Annotated in this window: 18 protein-coding genes; 6 read left to right on the top strand and 12 right to left on the bottom strand. The window is 47.4% G+C overall.

Translation table 11 applies throughout. From position 1 onward, the window contains the following. Positions 1-21: 21 nt before the first annotated feature. Both B9N89_RS18200 and B9N89_RS18195 read right to left on the bottom strand, forming a co-directional pair. The gene (locus B9N89_RS18200) at positions 22-1,278 is read right to left on the bottom strand and encodes a hypothetical protein (RefSeq protein ID WP_132321373.1); all 1,257 of its coding nucleotides are present in this window, start codon (positions 1,276-1,278) and stop codon (positions 22-24) included. 72 nt (positions 1,279-1,350) lie between these two features. Further along, positions 1,351-3,051: a S41 family peptidase gene (locus B9N89_RS18195; RefSeq protein WP_132321375.1), complete on the bottom strand. Its 1,701-nt coding sequence runs from the start codon at positions 3,049-3,051 to the stop codon at positions 1,351-1,353. A 145-nt stretch (positions 3,052-3,196) separates the two neighbouring features. Between B9N89_RS18195 and B9N89_RS18190 the strand changes: the two genes are divergently transcribed. Then, positions 3,197-3,403: a hypothetical protein gene (locus B9N89_RS18190; protein WP_132321377.1), complete on the top strand. Its 207-nt coding sequence runs from the start codon at positions 3,197-3,199 to the stop codon at positions 3,401-3,403. A gap of 76 nt (positions 3,404-3,479) precedes the next feature. Here the strand turns inward: B9N89_RS18190 and B9N89_RS18185 are convergent, their stop codons facing one another. The 7 genes from B9N89_RS18185 to B9N89_RS18155 all read right to left on the bottom strand — a co-directional run bounded on the left by B9N89_RS18185 (position 3,480) and on the right by B9N89_RS18155 (position 10,038). After that, complete coding sequence (locus B9N89_RS18185; RefSeq protein WP_132321379.1) at positions 3,480-4,043, bottom strand: NifU family protein; 564 nt, start codon at positions 4,041-4,043, stop codon at positions 3,480-3,482. 8 nt (positions 4,044-4,051) lie between these two features. Then, positions 4,052-4,504: a Fe-S cluster assembly sulfur transfer protein SufU gene (gene sufU, locus B9N89_RS18180; RefSeq protein ID WP_132321381.1), complete on the bottom strand. Its 453-nt coding sequence runs from the start codon at positions 4,502-4,504 to the stop codon at positions 4,052-4,054. Next, entirely contained in the window at positions 4,494-5,774 is a 1,281-nt protein-coding gene (sufD, locus tag B9N89_RS18175) for a Fe-S cluster assembly protein SufD (protein ID WP_132321383.1), read from the bottom strand. Before sufD ends, sufU begins: the two co-directional genes overlap by 11 nt. 18 nt (positions 5,775-5,792) lie before the next feature. After that, a complete protein-coding gene (gene sufC / locus B9N89_RS18170; protein ID WP_132321385.1) occupies positions 5,793-6,545 on the bottom strand; it encodes a Fe-S cluster assembly ATPase SufC in 753 nt (250 codons plus the stop codon). Then, on the bottom strand, positions 6,545-7,984 hold the full coding sequence (sufB, locus tag B9N89_RS18165) for a Fe-S cluster assembly protein SufB (RefSeq protein WP_132321610.1): 1,440 nt from the start codon (positions 7,982-7,984) through the stop codon (positions 6,545-6,547). The genes sufC and sufB overlap by 1 nt, the downstream gene beginning before the upstream one ends. Positions 7,985-8,017: 33 nt before the next feature. Beyond that, positions 8,018-8,494: an RrF2 family transcriptional regulator gene (locus B9N89_RS18160; RefSeq protein ID WP_132321387.1), complete on the bottom strand. Its 477-nt coding sequence runs from the start codon at positions 8,492-8,494 to the stop codon at positions 8,018-8,020. A gap of 221 nt (positions 8,495-8,715) precedes the next feature. Continuing rightward, positions 8,716-10,038 carry an MATE family efflux transporter gene (locus tag B9N89_RS18155; protein ID WP_132321389.1) on the bottom strand — a complete coding sequence of 441 codons (1,323 nt, stop codon included), beginning with the start codon at positions 10,036-10,038 and terminating at the stop codon, positions 8,716-8,718. Between the two features lie 92 nt (positions 10,039-10,130). Here B9N89_RS18155 and B9N89_RS18150 point away from each other — a divergent pair, with 92 nt between their 5' ends. The 4 genes from B9N89_RS18150 to B9N89_RS18135 all read left to right on the top strand — a co-directional run bounded on the left by B9N89_RS18150 (position 10,131) and on the right by B9N89_RS18135 (position 15,425). Further along, on the top strand, positions 10,131-10,451 hold the full coding sequence (locus B9N89_RS18150) for a hypothetical protein (RefSeq protein WP_132321391.1): 321 nt from the start codon (positions 10,131-10,133) through the stop codon (positions 10,449-10,451). A gap of 99 nt (positions 10,452-10,550) precedes the next feature. After that, positions 10,551-12,536, top strand: coding sequence for a 4Fe-4S dicluster domain-containing protein (locus B9N89_RS18145; RefSeq protein ID WP_132321393.1), 1,986 nt, complete (start codon positions 10,551-10,553; stop codon positions 12,534-12,536). A gap of 176 nt (positions 12,537-12,712) precedes the next feature. Beyond that, positions 12,713-14,080 (top strand): M16 family metallopeptidase, encoded by a 1,368-nt coding sequence (locus tag B9N89_RS18140; RefSeq protein ID WP_132321395.1) that lies wholly within the window; start codon positions 12,713-12,715, stop codon positions 14,078-14,080. 1 nt (position 14,081) lies between these two features. Beyond that, a complete protein-coding gene (locus B9N89_RS18135; protein ID WP_132321397.1) occupies positions 14,082-15,425 on the top strand; it encodes a M16 family metallopeptidase in 1,344 nt (447 codons plus the stop codon). 52 nt (positions 15,426-15,477) lie between these two features. On the opposite strand, the gene fabD is transcribed toward B9N89_RS18135, so the two are convergent. The 3 genes from fabD to B9N89_RS31430 all read right to left on the bottom strand — a co-directional run bounded on the left by fabD (position 15,478) and on the right by B9N89_RS31430 (position 18,190). Continuing rightward, positions 15,478-16,401, bottom strand: coding sequence for an ACP S-malonyltransferase (gene fabD, locus B9N89_RS18130; protein WP_132321399.1), 924 nt, complete (start codon positions 16,399-16,401; stop codon positions 15,478-15,480). Then, positions 16,402-16,617: a 50S ribosomal protein L32 gene (gene rpmF, locus B9N89_RS18125; RefSeq protein ID WP_132321401.1), complete on the bottom strand. Its 216-nt coding sequence runs from the start codon at positions 16,615-16,617 to the stop codon at positions 16,402-16,404. Positions 16,618-16,747: 130 nt separating this feature from the next. Beyond that, entirely contained in the window at positions 16,748-18,190 is a 1,443-nt protein-coding gene (locus tag B9N89_RS31430; protein WP_159455462.1) for a hypothetical protein, read from the bottom strand. A 279-nt stretch (positions 18,191-18,469) separates the two neighbouring features. Here B9N89_RS31430 and B9N89_RS18110 point away from each other — a divergent pair, with 279 nt between their 5' ends. Next, entirely contained in the window at positions 18,470-19,006 is a 537-nt protein-coding gene (locus tag B9N89_RS18110) for a YceD family protein (protein WP_159455461.1), read from the top strand. The last annotated feature ends 153 nt before the right edge of the window (positions 19,007-19,159 follow it).

Here is a 19,159-nt window from a genome sequence, read left to right as displayed (position 1 = left end):
CCTTTATGTTATTACTAGTTGTTACCCTCTTTGCGAAGGTAAAACTTCAGGGCAGTTGTAATTGAAGCATTCCACCACTTCAATCCTAGTATAGTACTTTCGGTTGCATTTTTTGCAAACATACTTCGCCCCATCACGGCTAAATTTCTTCTTATCTGGCAAGTGTGCGTCTGCTGCTAGCTGCGGCCCCGCTTCGTCCTCTTTGGTATCATCTGTCTCACCTTCATCAGCTTGACCGAGATGTTTATCAAAGCACTTGATCACTTCCATCTTTGTGAAGTAGCCTTTGCCACAGGCCTTACAGATATATTTAGCGCCATCTCGCATAAATTTATCTTTGTCACTGACATTGCCAAGCTTGAGTGCTCGTTCTCTTGCAAAATCATCGGTCGAGTCCGGATTCGTTGAAGGTAGCTTGATACCAGCCTGCTTCTCTTTTTTAGAATCCTGCCCCTGGTGACTTTCGTAACAATCCAGAACATCGGCTTTGGTAAAATAGCTTTTGTTGCATAAACGACAAACATAGTTTGCCCCATCACGAACAAAAATATCACTATCACCACGTGAGGTGGGCTGACTTGGTTTCTTAAATTCGGGACGAATGCCATGATCGGAATGCACGACCGTTGGCCTCGGCTTGGCTACTGGCGCGGCCTCCCGCCCTTCACGAGCCAAATTATTTCGCCGTGCTTGAGCGGCTTCTTTCGCCTTAGCCACCCGCTCAGCATAGCTTTGTTTAGGCCCACTCATGTGCCGATCCGCACATTCCCGCGCTTCTCTTGTAGTAGGGTATATTGATTGGCAGCGCAGGCAAACAAAGGACCGACCTCGTTTAGCAACCCGCGAATCTGAAGTAAGCCCTTGCTCATCCGCTTCCTGAGCTGCATTTTGAGATATCATAGCAAGCAACTTCGCACGGTCGGCCATTTGCTTGTCACTATGGGTTTTGATCGCTTTTTCACGCTCTCTTTTTTTCTTAGCTTTCTGCTTGCATTTCTCTACACAGTCCTTTGCCTCGGTGAGAGACGGATAGACTCTTTTACAGAAGCTACAGCGATACTTCTTTTTAGATTTGACCGTTTTCTCGGCAACTCCATCTTGGGATATGGATTTTTGAAAGCATCGCTCGACACAGTCCTCGGCTGTCTGAGGGAATTTATGCACTCGTCCGCATAGGCCACAGATATAGTTTCTGCCCTGCTTAATGACCCGCCTGGTAACTTTTTTCTTCTGTGCGTCCGCGCCCATATTCGCCCGTAAGCCGTTAACATCTTTCATGATCGGCTATTCGCGGTTAATGCTGACGACTTTCTGCATACCGTCGACAAGGTGACTTTTTCTATCGTATTATTAGGGACTTAAAAGAACCTGAAAGGCCTTACCGTACCAGCCTCGATGTCCAGAAAGAACATCCTCCCGTCGAGTCTGATAGAATATATCCGAGCTTACCGGCCGGTTCTCACGATTGAAGCGAATGACTGAAGTTGATGAAGAGTACTCCGCTGGTCCTTCTGGTAGGCCATGACTGAACAGCATGTTTGGGATCTCCATCTGGAAGATCTCATGCATATCCACCCACGTGCTCCCAGAAAATGGCGCCCAATCGAAGAAGCCTGCGCCTGTTCCGTTGGCGGTTGACCCTATTAAAGTTGCTCGCTTTGATGATTCCAAAAGCAGGGCAAAGATGTCACAGGCGCTGATACACTGTGGGGAAATCAACGCTACGATCGGCTGATCGAAGCCTTTCACATCTTGATCTGCCTTGATTGGATCCGTTTTCTCCCAAGTTCCGGTATAGCCCTGACCGTTGGCAACTGCTCTTCTCAGTTGCCTAATCGCCCTCTTCTCATCCCGACTGGCTGCTGAAAGAGGAGAAGCACGCTCCCAAGTTTGAATGATGTTGGGCGTCACTCGAAACCCTTCCATATAGCTTGGGTAGCTTTCCCCTGAGCGAGCGATCAAACTCATCAGCTGTATGGGCAGATCCACATGGCCTCCCGGATTGTGCCTCAGGTCAAGTATGAGGGGAAAGTTTTTGGCTTTGAGTTGTTTTAAAAATTTGGAAATCGGTTCATCCCAGTCTTTAGCCTTGCCACTCTGATACCGACTAACTTGATGCTCAAAGAAAGAATAGACTTGAATCACACCCGCGGTTTGCTTGTTTAGCTCCATAAAACCCGTACGAAACATCAACCGCCCTTTGTCTTCCACCCCATACCAATCATCAGCATCGACAAGGCCCATGGGGGATCGGTAGGGTGAAAAGCCAGTATCGAAAAGAGCTGGGCTCTCCTTATACGAAAACCCGCGATTTTGGAGATAGTGCATAGCATCCATGCGGATGACTTCGTAGTCATAGTGCCAAGCAAGGGTTAGGTCTTTGATCTCACCGTTTCGCGACCGAATCGTTAGCCGTGTTCTTGGAGATTTTGGGTACCGGAAGCTCCTCTTGGTGAGAGCTTGAACGGCTAGTTGCTCTCTGTAGGAGGGCGAACTGGAGGAAATATATTGCTGAAGATCTCTCGTTATAAGGTCAATCGGCTCGCCATCCAAAGCAAAGATCTGATCGCCAATCTCAAGAACTTCCTCAAGATCTGAATCCATGCCTGTGATGATGTACTTTTGATCGACGTGATGGATTTGAAAGCCTAGATGCACCGTAGGCAATTCCAATAGGGGCAAGACTTGGAGGTGGGTATCCTGGAAGGATGCCACCACCTGTCTCACTCGGTCCAGAAACCAAAGGTTGCTAACCGCTCGATAGAACGACTTTTCCGTATTGGGGTAATCGCGCTCTCGGTCCCGAGCCTTTCGGAAAAGCCCCTCGATGTCGAGACCTAACCTCTCTTGCTTAATATCGATCAAAGCGTACTTCGTTTCGATCGCTTTTTGGATCGTAGCAAGACTATCCAAACGCTGGTCGAGCTTGTAATAGAAGAATATTTCGTTGTCTATGGGTCGGACTTGATTTCGTTTGTCAAGCAACGACAGAGTCAACAAGGTCAGCAAAAGGGATGAAATCAAGACCGCGAAAGTCATGGATCTTGTCATCACGGCCTGCTCATAATACGTCTTGATGACAGAATTTTTAGGACTTTCTGTCTAGAATGTCAACATCTATATATATTTTTTTGACATATGGTCGTTTTTTCCATAAGATCGGGAGGAATTGATAGTAATAATGATGGTTTAATATATGAAAAACACCACAAATTTAGCTTATTACAGCCAAAGCGTGCACGACTACACGGTTCTCGTTCGCTTTGAAGAGCTTATGAAGCACCAGCAAAAAAAGCAGATCATCAAGGCTAGCCTCATCGCACTTGCCTTCATAGGCTTGGGTGGCGCCACAATTTTACTGGCACTTACAGTTCAAAACTTGATTAATGGTTTACTTCTCTAAGCTATGGGAGGGGGCCAAATTCCACGGCGTTGCCTATCGAATGCCGCGGAGTCGGTGTTGTTGGTCAGGCTTGAACCTAGTGAGTTTCGAGCATGATAGGAATCACTTCAAGTTCGGGATCGTACTCGTCCCGTAATACACTCTGGATCGCTGATAGAGTGCCCGTTGCAGCACTCGGGCAGGAGCCACAAGCACCCTCGTAACGAATCGTAAGCAGGTGACCATCTAGATCGAGAACCTCTAAGTCTCCACCATCCCCTTGCAGAGCTGGTCTGATGGTGCGATCCAAGATTTCTTCAATCTGAAGAATTTCCGTTGGGAGACCCTTCCTTCTATTGTGTTCAGCACTTTCAAAGTCAGGATCGTGCTGGGGTAGAAGATTAATAATCACTTTCTTGGCTTGTTCCACTAAATCATCCCAAGCAATGTTACCACTTTGTGTGATTGTGACCACATTCTCAAAGAAGTGAATTTGGGTCACCTCAGGCAGTTGAAACAAGGCTAGAGCTAAGGGCACATGAGTACATTCATCAACGCCGTTAAAACTGACTTTGCCGCGGGCCTTGACGTCAAAGTTACAAATAATTTTCTTGGCATAAGGATTGGGTGTTGCCCGAACCATAGTCTTAATTAAATCCATGCCCCACCTCACTCTGTTGAAACAGTTTCTTGATTGCCTAGCAGCGCCGACTGAAAGGTCCGCCAAGGTAAAGTTAAACACTTCAGCCGAGTTGGGAACTTCTTTAATGCCTGCAATGGCTTAAATGCACCTAGGTGCTCTGGTAAAGACCATTCGCTAGCAAAACGATCGAGATCCTCAATCATCTGCTTTGCTTCATCACGTGTCTTGCCTGTTAGCTCAGTTGTTAGCAATGATGCTGTGCCCTTGCAGATTGCACAGGACTCACCATCAAATGATGCCTTTTCAACCCTATCTTTCTCCGACAATCGGAGATAGACACGAATTGTGTCACCACACAACTTGTTGCGACCTTCAGCGCGCAACTGCGCCTCCGCATCTTCACCGAAGTTGCGAGGCTGCCTCGCGTGCTCTAGGAGCACTTTCTGGTAGAGGTCGTTGTTGTGCTCTTCAGATACCATCGGTAAACTCTTTCTTGAGAGTTAACTCAAACTCTTGCCGCACAAACTCGTCTGTTATGCCTTGAATGGTTTCATTCAGAAAGCCTATCGCCAGCATTTTGCGGGCGAGATCTTGCCTGATACCGCGACTCTCCAGGTAGAATAATTCATCATCGGCCATTCGCCCCACAGTCGCACCATGGGCGCATTTAACATCATCAGCGTCGATCTCCATCTGTGGTTTCGTATCGACTTCCACACCTTCACTAAGAAGCAAGTTTTTATTCAGCTGCTGGGCATTAGTTTGCTGCGCATCTCTTCGAATCAATACCTTACCATTAAATACAGCGCGGCTTTTGTCCTTGAGCACCCCTTTATAGAGCTGACTTGATTCGCAGTTGGGACTAATGTGGTCCACAACAGTTTGGTTATCGACATGTTGGTTACCCCGTGTCGCATAGAGCCCATCCAATTGTACCGAAGCACCAGGCTCTTTGAGTTTGACTTGTAGATCGTTGCGAGCCAGGCTTGCTCCCAAAGTGAAACTAAAGGTCTCAAAACGGGAGTCTCGCATCTGCTCAACTTCGGTGTGGTCCACATGAACCGAGTTTGATCCCAGATTCTGAAACTTATAGAGCTTCACCCGGCTATTCGCCTGAGCTGTGACGTGAATTTGGATGTTATTGAGTAGAGGTCGCTGTCGATCACCTACGTGTAGCTCACGAACCGTCAGAGCTGATGAGGGTTCAGCATCGACGAATATCGTAGGGCTACTAAGAAGTTCTTCGTCTTGACCCTGATCGCTATAAATAAACACCAAGTCAACAATCGAGGCGATTGCTTGGTTACGCTTTGCTGAAATAACCAGTCCTTCGTTAAGCAAAGCCGTATTCGCAGCTTGAAAAGCATTTCTGAATTCCGAAACACTTTTCAGCTTATTTACAAATTCAGCTTCCGACCAAGCGTCGTTTAAAGATTTGATTTCAAGGCCTGATGGAGCATCTTTGATATTAGATTGACTCGGGACAAAGCGTCCATTGTGAAAGACCAGTCGTAGACACTTTTCATCAGCATGATAGAAGGTACCCAAACTAGCAGCTTCCTCTAAATTTGAAGCTAGAGCGTAGGGCTTATCGATCATTTTCTTGGCGCTAGTGTATTTCCACTCTTCATCTTTTCGAGTCGGCACACCTAGAGACCGAAGCGCTGAAAGAGACTCTTCGCCCTTTTTAAGCAACCAATCTGGTCTGTGGCTTAGGGTTTGAAAGGCCTGTTCAACAAGTGTATTCATGCGTATCCCTTTCCGACCTTAATTTAAAAGCCAGTCGTAGCCTTTTTCCTCGATATCCAACGCCAAACTCTTATCACCTGACTTGATGATTTTGCCGTCGCTTAGTACGTGAACAAAATCAGGCTCGATGTGATTGAGCAATCTTTGGTAATGGGTGATCAGGATGATGGCGTTGTCTTCGCTCTTGAGCTTGTTTACACCCTCGGAAACGATTCGTAGTGAATCCACATCCAAACCGGAGTCGATTTCATCAAGCACTGCGAGACGGGGTGAAAGTACTGCCATCTGTAAGATCTCATTTCGTTTCTTTTCACCGCCAGAAAGATCGACGTTCAGTTCGCGAGCCAGGAAGCTCTCGTCGATATTGAGCATTGCCGCCTTTTCTCTAACGAAAGCTGCAAATTTGTCCTCGTCCATCTCTGCGATCCCTTGGTGCTTGCAGAGAGCATTGAAAGCGTTGCGCAAAAACTCAGTATTCGGCACACCAGGAATTTCTACCGGGTATTGAAACGCTAGAAAGATACCGTTGCGGGCGCGCTCGTCGGCTTCAAGGTCATTGATATTCTTGCTTTTAAAGTCGACTTCATAGTGCATCTCTCCCGAAGTCACTTCGTAATCTGGGTGCCCTGCGATGACTTTAGACAAGGTGCTTTTTCCACCCCCATTTGGCCCCATAATCGCGTGAACTTCACCTGCATTCACCTTGAGATTCAAACCTTTAAGAACCGGAACCTCATCCACCTTGGCGTGTAGATCCTTAATATCAAGCATTATCCCACACTTCCTTCTAATTTCATTTCAAGTAATTTTACGGCCTCGGCTGAGAATTCGAGTGGCAACTCGTTGAAGACCTCTTTGCAAAAGCCATTTAATAGCAGACCGATCGCCTCTTCCTCTTCAAGCCCACGGGACTGTAAATAAAAGAGCTGATCGGCATTGAGTTTACAGGTACTGGCTTCGTGCTCCACCGTACCAGAGTCGTTTTGCACTTCGATGTAGGGATAGGTATTGGCACTACACTTATCGCCAACTAACATCGAATCACACTGGGAGTAGTTGCGAGCATTTTCCGCCGATGCCATGATTTTCACCTGGCCCCGATAGACATTGGAGGATTCCTCAGCAGAAATACCCTTTGAAATGATTTTACTGCGAGTATTCTTGCCAATGTGGATCATCTTAGTGCCGGTGTCCGCTTGCATCTTATTATTGGTGAGCGCTACCGAGTAGAATTCACCGCGAGAGTTATCGCCCTTGAGAATGCAGCTAGGATACTTCCAAGTGATCGCAGAACCAGCTTCAACTTGCGTCCATGAAATATGAGAGTTCCGACCAGCGCAAAGACCGCGCTTCGTCACGAAGTTATAAATGCCACCTTCGCCCTTCTCGTTTCCAGCATACCAGTTCTGAACGGTTGAATACTTGATCTCGGCGTCATCCATGGCAATCAGCTCGACTACGGCTGCATGAAGCTGATTTTCATCCCTTTGGGGGGCGGTGCAACCTTCAAGATAGCTGACCGAGCTACCTTCATCAGCGATGACCAGGGTTCGTTCGAACTGCCCTGAGCCAGCAGCATTGATACGGAAATATGTGGATAGGTCCATCGGGCACTTCACCCCCTTGGGGATGTAGCAAAAAGAACCGTCAGAAAACACGGCTGCGTTGAGAGCCGCGTAAAAGTTATCTTTATAGGGGACCACCTTGCCCAAATACTTTTGCACAAGCTCAGGATGATCGCGGATAGCTTCCGAAAACGAGCAGAAAATGATGCCGTATTTTTCTAGCTCTTCTTGGTGAGTGGTGCCCACCGAGACGCTATCAAACACAGCATCTACAGCTACACCTGCAAGCCGAGCTTGCTCGCCAAGGGGAATGCCAAGCTTTTTGAACGTTTCCAGGATTTCTGGATCGACTTCGTCGAGGCTTTTTGGTCCATCAGTATTTTTCTTAGGAGCGCTGTAGTAACGAACTCCTTGAAAATCGATCTTTGGATAATCGATTTCCGCCCAGTCAGGCTCTGACATCTTCTGCCAGTATCGAAAAGCCTTCAAGCGATACTGACGAACGAAGTCGGGCTCATCTTTGATATCAGATATCATATTCACAATATCTTCGTTAATACCAACTGGGAAGTCTTCGGTTTCCACGTCTGAGACAAACCCATATTTGTACTCTCGGTTGGAAAATTCTGAAGTAGCTTCTTCCATTTCTGACTCCAATTTACGACTCAAAACACGACCTCATACTCTGACGGGCTCGCGGCCTTGTTTACACTCTCGAATCCCCGCCATGGGGCACATTTTTTCTTGAACCGCATAGCGGTTAGCAAGATCGATCAGGGTCATCCCTTCGAGCTGGGATCTCAAGGTATCGAAAATAAGCTGCCAAGGGCCGCTCGCGACACAGGAAGCTGTGTACCGACAGGCCTCGTGCTCATCAACACAGGCCACCGGGTAGATGCCATCTTCAACGGCATGAAAAATATCCCAGAGTGTAATGCTGTCTAGCTTGCGCCCCACTCGGTAACCACCCGTTCGACCTCGGATAGAATCGACCAACCCAGCCTTTCTCAGGCGTACGAGAATTTGATCGAGATACTTAGCAGGAACCCCCTGTCGTTTGACAATGTCCTGGCGACGGACCAGAGGCTCTTCTGTGTGCTTGGCAAGATCGAGCATGATCTTGATAGCGTAACGACTTCTCGATGTTAGATTCATGGATTCTACCCCACCATTTGAGGGCTAATGTTTAGCGAAAAGCTATACATTTAGCAAGCCTAGATTAAGAATGTTTACTGTTTTTGTCAAGTATTCTAGCCGACTAGCTCCCATCTCTCTAAAATACTGTAATTAATGGAGATAATTGGCTAGAATCCCAACTGCTACCAACCCTCTTATCGGCAGATTTGAAGATCGCCACAAGGACCTGCTACGGAGAGTTACAGCTTGATTGACGCCCAGCTACCTCGCTCCCAAATCACAATAAATACTATGGCTTGGAAAAGTCGGTAAGTTCCCTGCATGACCCACAGGGTTGTAAAGCCTGCTCCCAGCAAACTTACTGCGAGCAAAGCTAGAGGAAGAAACAAAATCCACTGCAACGACAGTGACACAGCCATCACTTGCTTGCTCGCCCCAGCTCCCAGAAGAGCATTCATCAAGACAAGCCCGACAGAATCGAGTGCGATGTAGGCTCCTGTAATTCTGAGTGGCAATCGCGACGCAGCCATAGCCTCAGGCCCTGGGGCAAATGGCAGCAGCACCCAGTCGGGAACAGCCCACATAGGCAAGCCTATCGTTCCGATGATTAGAATCCCCACTTTGACGACATCCCAAGCCCAAAGCCGTGCATCTTCAGCGTCTTGTCGCCCCAAGGCCTGCCCTACGAGTGATGCAGCAGCCAGCCCCAATCCCATAGCCGGGAGTATCGCCACCAACATCACATTAGTAAGGATGTTCGCAGCTGCTAGTTCGGTAGTACCAACAAGGCCTACGATCCAGAAGAAAGCCAGAAGACCGCTAGAAAAAAACAGCTGTTGGACGCCACTGGGTAACGATAATGTCAGCATCTGCTTGATCTGATCCCATGAGGGCCAGATTCTTAGAAACCCTGCATGGCGCGCATGCCGCATCCCTAGGGAGAGATAAACCAAGGTTCCACACGCAAAGGAAATACTGGTCCCCCACGCAGCACCATCCAGCCCCAGCTGCGGAAATCCAAAGTTTCCAAAAATTAAGGCATAGTTGAGGAAGATATTGATAAGGTGCATGAAGACCAGTGTTCCCATGTAGAGCTTGGATAAGTTGATCCCGTTCCAATAACCACGAAAGGAAAAGTTTAAGCCAACAAATACAATGCCTAGCAACCTGATCTGTAAGTAGGAGCTACCCAGATCGATGACTTCAGGATCGCTATTCAGGTAAGGATAAAAATGTGGCACCAAAATAAAGAGCGGGACAGCCAAGGCGATCCCTGAAACCAAGGCAATGAGCAGACCCGTGTTCAACGGCTGGGCTAACTTCGTAAATTCACCTTCACCCTTGCGTCGCGCTGCAATTGCTTGAACTCCAGTAGACACCCCGAGAACGAGAGAAATCGAGACAAATGCCGCAAAACCTCCCAAGCCCACTGCAGCCAGAGCTGCACTCCCCAAGTTTTTGACAAAGAAGATATCAACCAGATTTGTGACGTTTTGGGATACCATTCCGCCCATGATAGGCAGCGAGAGACCCATAATTTTCTTAAATCGCTGGCTTTCCAAAGAGGTTCTCCTAGCTTGTAAAACATCTTACCATAGCAGCAGTTGTGACCTGAAAAAAAACATGTTAGGTGCTTCTAAGGGGAGGCGAGCCTTTGGATATTAGACAATCACACTTTCTTCTTAAAGAGCGTATCAGAACTGAAGCGCGCCATAGTCGTGAGGCTTATCAAGTCGTTCTAAGAATGAAAAAGCTACTTCCCGATAGCCTCAAGGCCCTAAAATCTTGCCATCGTACCGGTAACAGCGCAGCTCAAGCCGAAAGACTCGCTCTAACTGACCCTGACTATCAAACTAGTATCGAGGAATATCTAACGATATACCAGCAAGGGCTCGAATCACGGATCCAATGGGAAACCCACAAGATGTTGCTTGCGGCACGCCAATCATTGCAGGCCTTCCATCGAAGCCTATAAGCCTCATTAAACTAGGGATAAGGCTCGACTTTAGTAGCACCAAGCTTTATTTTAGCGTCTGAAGATTACACATCGCCAACGAATCTTTGGGGGACCACTGTGGCATACTTACCGAATATTGTGTTTGCACTCCTGGTGATAGGCACATTTGGTTTTTTCGGATTTAATCTACTTAGAACTTGGACTCATATTCATCAGGCCGAGGGCCCTGAAGACAATAGACTGACCAATACACCCAGGCGACTGTTAGAAGTCGTACGGTTTGGATTTCTACAAGAGCGCATGTTCCGCGACAAGAGCTCTGGCATCATGCATGCATTTATATTCTGGGGTTTCGTGACTGTTACCATAGGTACGCTGGAAACCCTTATTGCTGGTTTGATCACTGGATTTAATTTCGGTTGGATTTTAGGTGATGGAATCATCTTCCATACCTTTTTGTTGAGCCAAGACTTTGGTAACTTTGCTGTGTTCGCAGCCATCGTATGGGCCATCGCTCGACGGCTCTGGTTCGCCCCTCCAAGGTTGCAATCACTTGGCCAGGCATCGAAAAACGACGCCATGGTGGTTTTGGTATTCATCCTAGCTCTGGTATTCACCTCGCTTCTGACGCTTGGGGCGAAGGCACGGATCGAAGAGTTACCAGCAAGCTACTTACCCATTTCAATGGCTTTTACCGCACCATTCTCCGTCTTCCTAAGCGAGTGGCATGGATTTGAACGAACTCTTTTTTGGCTTCATTGCTTCACCTTGTTTGGCTTTACCACATTTCTACCATTTTCAAAGCACCAGCATCTAATATGGGTATGGCCGAATATCTTTTTCAGAAGCCATAAGTCTCGCGGCCGTCTTCGCCCCATGGAGTTTGACGAAAACGCTGAGTCTTTCGGTGTCGGCAAGCCCGAAGAGTTCACCTGGAAGCAATTGCTCGACTCCCAAACCTGCGTGGAATGTGGCCGCTGTACCGAAGTATGCCCGGCGAACAATACCGGAAAACCACTAGACCCACGAAAAATCATTCACGATATCAAATATTCCATGAAGGAATCCCAGGCTCCTGAGAATCCTGAGTCGCCCAAAAACTTGATCCGAGACTTCATCACAACCGATGAATTGTGGTCCTGCACCACCTGTGGTGCCTGTATGGAAGCCTGTCCGCTGTATATCGAGCATATTCCAGCCATCGTCGATATGCGACGCTACCTCACCTTAACTGAGGGTGACTTCCCAGAAGAATTAGCCAATACTTATAAGAACCTTGAAACCAACAGTACACCCTGGGCGTTCTCTCCTGCGACACGCGCAGACTGGGCCAAGGACCTTGGTGTCACCACCATGGCTGAAAAAAGTGATGTCGAATATCTATTCTGGGTTGGCTGTGCCGGCAGCTACGATGAGCGCTACAAGAAAGTATCAAAGTCGATTGTCAACATTCTCAACAAAGCCGATATTTCTTTCTCGATCCTTGGCACCGAAGAACGGTGTAATGGTGATACTGCTCGCCGCTTAGGCAACGAATACCTTGCAGATATGCAGATTCGGGAGAATGTCGATAACTTCAAGAAGTATGGCGTGAAAAAAGTAGTCACTGGCTGCCCACACTGCTTTAACACCATTAAAAACGAGTATCCTGACTTTGGCTATAAAACTGAAGTTGTTCACCATAGTGAACTGATTCAAGACCTTTTGAAAGATGGACGTATCGAGGCAAAGAACGTTCCAGAATCGGCCAAGACAACGACCTATCACGACTCTTGCTACTTAGGTCGCCACAATGAAGTCTACGAAGAGCCTCGCACAGCCCTTAAAAAGATTCCTGGATTGAAACTGAAGGAGATGCCTCGCAGCAAGAACAATGGTTTCTGCTGCGGAGCGGGCGGTGGCCGAATGTGGATGGAGGAAGACATCGGCACCAGAGTCAACGAGAATCGCTCCGAAGAGGCGATCCAAACAGGCGCAGAAACTGTAGCTACGGCTTGCCCATTCTGTATGACCATGATGACCGATGGCATCAAGGCCAAAGGCGCCGGGGATAAAGTCGAAGTCAAAGACATTGCTGAAGTGGTATCAGACTCCATCTCCTAGCATCGAACTGCTGGAGCGCTGCTCCAGCTTCCCCCCTTCCTACCATTCGCTTCTAGTTTGGGATTCTCCGTCAATTTGGGTATACTTAGAACTTAATTGGTACCCTTTATTATTTTCAGGGCGGAGATGTCCATCCCCTATGGGCTGATGCCTGATATCCGAACTATGGAGCGTCCATGAGTTTTCTCAAGGCTATGATCGTTCTCTGGAGTTTTTGCGCTGCCCAAAGCTGGGCTAATATTCATACTCACAAGTTTAGAAACGGCCTAGACCTAGTCATATACCCTTCATCTAAAGTCCCTCTAGTTACGATAGTTCTAGCTGTGAAGGCCGGTGGATTCACTGAAACACCTGAAACCAACGGACTAACTCACCTGTGGGAGCATATGTTTTTCAAAGGCAACCAATCGCTTCCTAATCAAGAAAAGTTCAATCAAAGAGTCCAAGAGCTGGGCATCGTATTTAATGGCGATACCGCAGCTGAAAAAGTACGATACTATTTCACTCTGCCTTCCTCCCATCTCGAAGAAGGCCTTTCGTTCATGTACCACGCTATTGCGAGCCCACTTCTTGAGCAAAAGGAATTAGAGCGCGAACGACAGGTTGTTTTGGATGAATACGATCGCAATGCCTCGCAAACATCTTTTACTATCAATCGTCTTAAAAAAAGAGTCATATACGGATCTCTTCATTATCTCCGCGACCCCCTAGGAGAGCGGGGCATCATTGAAAAAGCGAGTCGCGAACAACTATTAGCGATGAAAGATGAGGTATTTGTTCCAAAGAATGCAGCGATTTTAGTTAGCGGTCATCTGGATCCACAAGCCACCATTAAGGCCGTCGAAGAAATTTTCAAAAAATGGCAAAATCCAAAGGACTGGAAGCCCCCCTCACCACCCAAGTTCCCTGAATTTCCGAAAGACAAACCGACGATCATCGACATCCATCCTCAGGCAAAGACTCCCATGGTCCAGTATGTTTTTCAAGGGCCTAGGGCTCGCATCGATGTTCAAGATACCTACGCTGCAGATGTTCTTATTAGCTTGCTGAACTTGAGGTCCGGAAAATTCTACCAAGAGTTCATCGACTCTGGAATGACAAACTATGCAGCCCTAGGCTATTATACCCAAGCCCAAGCTGGAGAACTAAGCTTAACCTGCACCGCTTCCGTGAAAATGTTTTCAAAAGCCAGAGACGCCTTAATCCAAGCCCCGACCCTGTGGCGAGAGAAAACATTTTTCACCCTAAAAGAGCTTAATACTGTACAGAGAAGCCTGAAGCTTGCGCGGCTATTTGAAGTCAATCGACCATCCGAATATATCAAAAGCCTTGGATTTTGGTGGGCCATCACGGGGATGGAATACTATCAAGACTACCTTTCTAAACTGACTCAAGTAACTCTAGCTGAAGTCAGGAACTTCGTCGATAAGTACCTCTATAAAAAGCCCTTTGTAACAAGCATCTTGCTATCGCCTAAGGATGCAAAAACCCTCAAAATTGAACCTAATAGCCAAGATCTTTTGAAAAAACTAGGAGGATCTTAACATGAAAGCAATCCTTCAATGGCAATGGTCTCTCCTGGTCGCGATGCTATTTTCAAGACCATGCCATGGGGTAATCATAAACCCGGAAATCATAGCTCTCGATAAGAATCTTACGGAAAACTTTTTAGTTAAAGGCACAACAGTCACCAATCGCATAGTTGAAGGCTCTGAGATTGTCACTTTAAAATTCACCTGGCATTACGGTATCAAAGATGAACCTGCTGATCGAAAAGCCATCCCTGGAATTCTATTCAAGACGATTCCTCTTAGCAGCAAGGCTTTCGATAAGATTAAGATATATGAAACATTGGAAAGGTATTCATCACAAATTAGCTGTATGGCTGGGATTGAGTACTCTTCCTGTCAGCTCATGACGGTTAAGGAGTACCTGCCCCAACTACTACCTATTTTTTCTAGTCTCCTTCATCAACCTAGTTTAATCGAACGGGATATTGACCTAGAGAAGAAAAAGGGTGCAGCCACCATCAAAGGACGCTTACAAAAACCATCATTCGCCGCCAACGAATTGGTCAACAAGCTTTTTTATAACAGTAGTCACCCTTTTTGGATTCCCTATCTGGAGCGCCTTGAGCAATTCAAGGAAATCTCTAGCAAGGTCCTCAAGGCTACCTATAAGAAAGTAAAGACATCAGCTGCCAGCATTACGGTAGTTGGCACGATTGATTCGAAGCTACTCAAAGCTATGCTTGCAGAAAACTTTTCTTGGCTGGCTCAAAATAAGAGTAAAAGCCTTCCTGCTAGCCCTCCCCAGAGCCAAAAAAAGATCGGTTTATTAGAGCATCGCGAAATTCCTACGGCATATATCAAAATCAAGTGCCAGATGCCGGGGATTCGTTCAAAGGAATCTGCTGCAGCTAATTTGATGATGAAAATTTTAGACGAGGAGCTAGGCCTTGAAATTCGTACCCGACGATCTTTGTCGTACAGTGTTTACAGCTATATTATCAACCATTCAGTAGGAATTGGCGTCATCGGCGCAAGCACCTCACGGCCTCAAGAAACTCTGAAAGTAGTGCGGCAGGTCATGGACAAGCTCAGGAGAGTAAGAATGAGTGATGATGCAGTAGCCCGCCATAAGGCAGTTTATGCAACACGATACTTTCTAACTTTAGAGGAGCATAGCACACTGGCTTCAGCACTTGAGAAGCATCTTTTTCATTTCGGAGATCCAAAGCACCTTTATGAATCTACGGCAGAAATCGACCAACTCACGGGCCAAGACATTCAAAATGTAGCCCGGAAATATCTAAGAAACTTTAGAGTGGGTGTGGTTTATGACGAAGAAAAATTCAAACCGGAGTGGTTCAGCTACCTTGAGAACTAGTCACCTTGTGGGAGTTCGAAAGGCTTCGAATTCCCAAATAGCAAAGCAACTATTAGGCAAGTCTTTGGATGGCCTCTTTGCAATCATCAGTATCAAAAAGAAAAAACTCGACTTCTTTTGGTAAGGTTCGTCGCGCAAGACCATTGAGGACTTTACCGGGACCTACTTCGACGAAACGAGTCACACCCAAGTCTGCCGCACCAAGCATAATCTGGGTCCATCGCACAGGGCTGTCGATCTGATCGATCAAATGCTGAGCTTTGTAAGCAACGATTTCACCTGAGACATTGGCGAAGATCTCAGATTCCTGTGAGGAGAATTCTGTCTCTAGAAGAAGGGGCTTCATAGCATCTTTCGCCGGACTCATCAGTCGCGAGTGAAAGGGAGCACTGACCGCTAGTTTAACGCATCGCTTTTTAAGTTCAGTCAGCTTCTTTGCTATCCTGTCCACAGCTTCCGTATGACCTGCTACCACAAGTTGTTGAGGGCTATTGTAGTTAACAACTTCTACGATCGAACCTTCTCGTGACATTTCTGCACACAGAGCTTCCAGATCCTCGGCTGACACCTTCATGACAGCGGCCATCGCGCCAACGCCCTGCGGAACGGCTTCTTGCATAGCTTCGCCACGCTTTCGGACAAGCAAGGCAGCTCGCCCTAGTGCCAAGCGACCGGACGCAACCAACGCCGAATACTCGCCAAGACTATGACCGGCAAAATACTCGCTAGAGAATCCACACTCTTGTTGAAGGATCTTCCAAGTGGCTACGCTTGTCGTCAGAATAGCGGGCTGCGTATTTGCCGTCATCTGAAGGTCAGACTCAGGGCCCTCGAAACACAACTTGCGTATCGATAACTTTGCAGCGTCTTCGGCTTCCTCAAAGACTTCCTTTGTATAAGGGAACTCTTGAAGAATGCTTTTGCCCATGCCCACATACTGACTTCCCTGTCCGGGAAACATGGCAAGTGTCTTCATTTAAGCCTCGGCTTCGAAAGACTCTTCAATTCCTAGGTCAGCTTTTGGCTCGATAACCTGCTTTCCTTTGTGGTGTCCACAAGACTCACAAACGCTGTGAGGGTATTTCGTCGCGCCACAGTTACCGCAAACTGACATTCCTGGAGCAGTCAGTGAGTGGTGTGCGCGTCGGGTTCTATTTTTTGATCTGGAAGTACGTTTCTTTGGTACTGGCATGTTGAAAAAACTCCTTTTCCCACCGGCAATAAGGCCACAAATTAGAACATACCCTATTACATGGACTGGATCGAGGCGTCAAGACACGATCCAGAATGCCAATCAATTTTTTCATAATATACTGATTACCCTAGCGAACGTCCTGGATGAAGATCACCAAAGTGCCTCTTTGGATTTTACTACTACCCGTAAGTGTTACCCCGTTTGGTTTGGCTTTCAAGCGTTCGTAGTACGCGCCCTTAAAGAAAACCGCTTCTAGAACACCCCCTTGCCCATCACTAAACTTTAACTGACACTTTAGGCCACATGCTTCCAGCTCGACAGGATTGTAGGTCAAAGGGCCTACGGTCACCACCTGACCAGCCTTACCCATAGCCTTTTTGATCGGACCAATGCCGCGATTTGCTGGTCGAGAAGTGCGACGCACCGCTGCCTGTCGGCTAGGCTCTGTGCGCCTGGTCGCCCTTGGGGCTGGGGTCGGAGGAGGCCTCCTTTCCGCGGGAGCTGTTCGAACTGGCGCAGGTTCGGGCGGCTTCGGTTTCGGCTTGGGCTTCTTTGCTTGCCTTTTCGGCTTAGGCTTGTCCTTCTCCGCCGGAGTTCTCTTTAATTTTGGTTTCTTTTTGACTTGCGAAGGACGTTTACGTACTGACTTTTTCGGCTCGTCGACTTCTTGCTCGACTGCTGATTGATTCGGAGCACTCGGGGTACTAGGGTCGAAGTCCAGGAAGAAAAATAGGCCAAACCCTAAGAAAGCTCCTAGTAAAGCCACCGACAAGCCAGGTATGAATGCCTTGCGCTCTACGAGGCGCTTACTATTCATCACCTGATACATTTCATTGAGGACTTTGCTCGATGGATTGCCTGCTTTTCCAGGGTTTGCCTTGTCTGCGAGGGCTTTCATCCGCTTCCCAGAATACGAGGCAATGAATTGCCTAACCGGCACTTTTTTACCCTGCTCCGACTTCTGCACTTTCACCGAGTTGCTAAGAATTCCGCGGCGATAGAGCGACTGAATTTCCTCGGCACTCACCGGCCCGAGGACTCTTTTTTTGTCGTCAATTAGATAGAATTGCTTGGACTTTTTCTTGTCTGGAGCCAGAGTGCTACTGCGTTTCTTTTTCGATGAATCGGATGGACTTTTTGAGATCTCCCGGGGCACTTCAGTTTGCGGCGCTTCCGTTTTAGGTACCTCTTTTTGAGAAACTGGCTTGGGCTCCTTCACCTCCTCTTTCTGGCGGCTTTCGGTCGCTGGCTTAGGTTGTTGTTTTGGTGCTTGACCGCCCTCCGGTTCCGGTGGAGAAGCTTCAGAGATATCGATCTGAGGTTGGCTTTTTGACTGACTTTGTGAGGGCTCCCCCATCTGCGTGCTTGTTGCCCCACCTGGAGCATGATCAACCCCAGTGTCCTCACGGAAAATTTCATCGACCTCGACAAGCTCCGACTTTATATTGGAGCCTTCAGCCGAAACAAGATCGAACGGGTCTATGGTCCCTTCACGAAGGGCCTTGCGAATATCTTTGGCAGTCTTAAGACCTAAGTCCTTGCCATCCTTGTAAACCCGCCAGCGTTTCACCTAGTAATAATACCTATAGCAGTTCTGTCTTGTTACCTGTTTTGTCTCACCGTCCTATCGGTAACGAGGCTAAGAAATTCAGTATCTTAGGCTTTACCTCCGAAAATCATTGCAAAAGAATATCCGATCTCATTCTATGACGACATTTTGGTATAGAAAGTCATTGCTTAATCTTTTGATTCCCGCTAAAACCCTAGGCGCATAAATTGTGGAGTCATGTGCTCCACGTATGAAATAAGAACCACCTTCCGTCGCCGTTGGCCAATAAAGGTAGAAAACATGAAAGTTTCATTGGAAGACTTACAAGCATCGAGCAAAACCATTGAAATTCAGGGTGATGAAGAATGGTTACAGCCACTTTATAAGTCTTTTGTTGGCAAGCCTGGATCGCAGTTGCTAACAGGAACAATTGAAATAAAGTCTGAAGGTTATGGCTATGCTTCCATCGAAGGAGAGCTTAACTACACCCCCCTCGTGCCATGTAGCCGCTGCGCTGACCCCATTTCATGGCCCCTCAGCAGGAAACTCGAAGCACGCTTCAAGCCTAGCGATGAAATGGCAACAGCGAGTGAAGTCGACCTGATCGCTGAAGATTTTGACTACTACTATGTGGAAGACAACCAGGTTGACATTCAACAAGTGATCATTGACGCGATTATGACTTCGCTTCCTTCTCAACTGGTGCAACGGTCTGACGATGGCAAGAGCTGCCGAGTTTGCGGCAAGGATATCTCGGCTGACGAGGTTTATCGCTCTAAGTCTAAAGAGGACGAAAGCCCGTTCGCAATACTGAAAAATTTAAACCTGCCAAATTAATTTTTCCCTTGTGCTAGAAGGATTTTACCAGTAGTTTGGTCGGAATTCGCGCGACCAAACTGTCGCGTTCTTTAAACCAAACAGAGCGTTGGAACGAAGGTGGGCCTTTAAGGCTTCCATTTCAGAGAATTTTCTGAATTCCAGTGCTCGACG

It is taken from the genome of Pseudobacteriovorax antillogorgiicola (assembly GCF_900177345.1).
Lineage (GTDB): Bacteria > Bdellovibrionota_B > Oligoflexia > Oligoflexales > Oligoflexaceae > Pseudobacteriovorax > Pseudobacteriovorax antillogorgiicola.
Note: the sequence above shows the minus strand (reverse complement) of the source record. Positions and strands in the feature narration are given on the sequence as shown.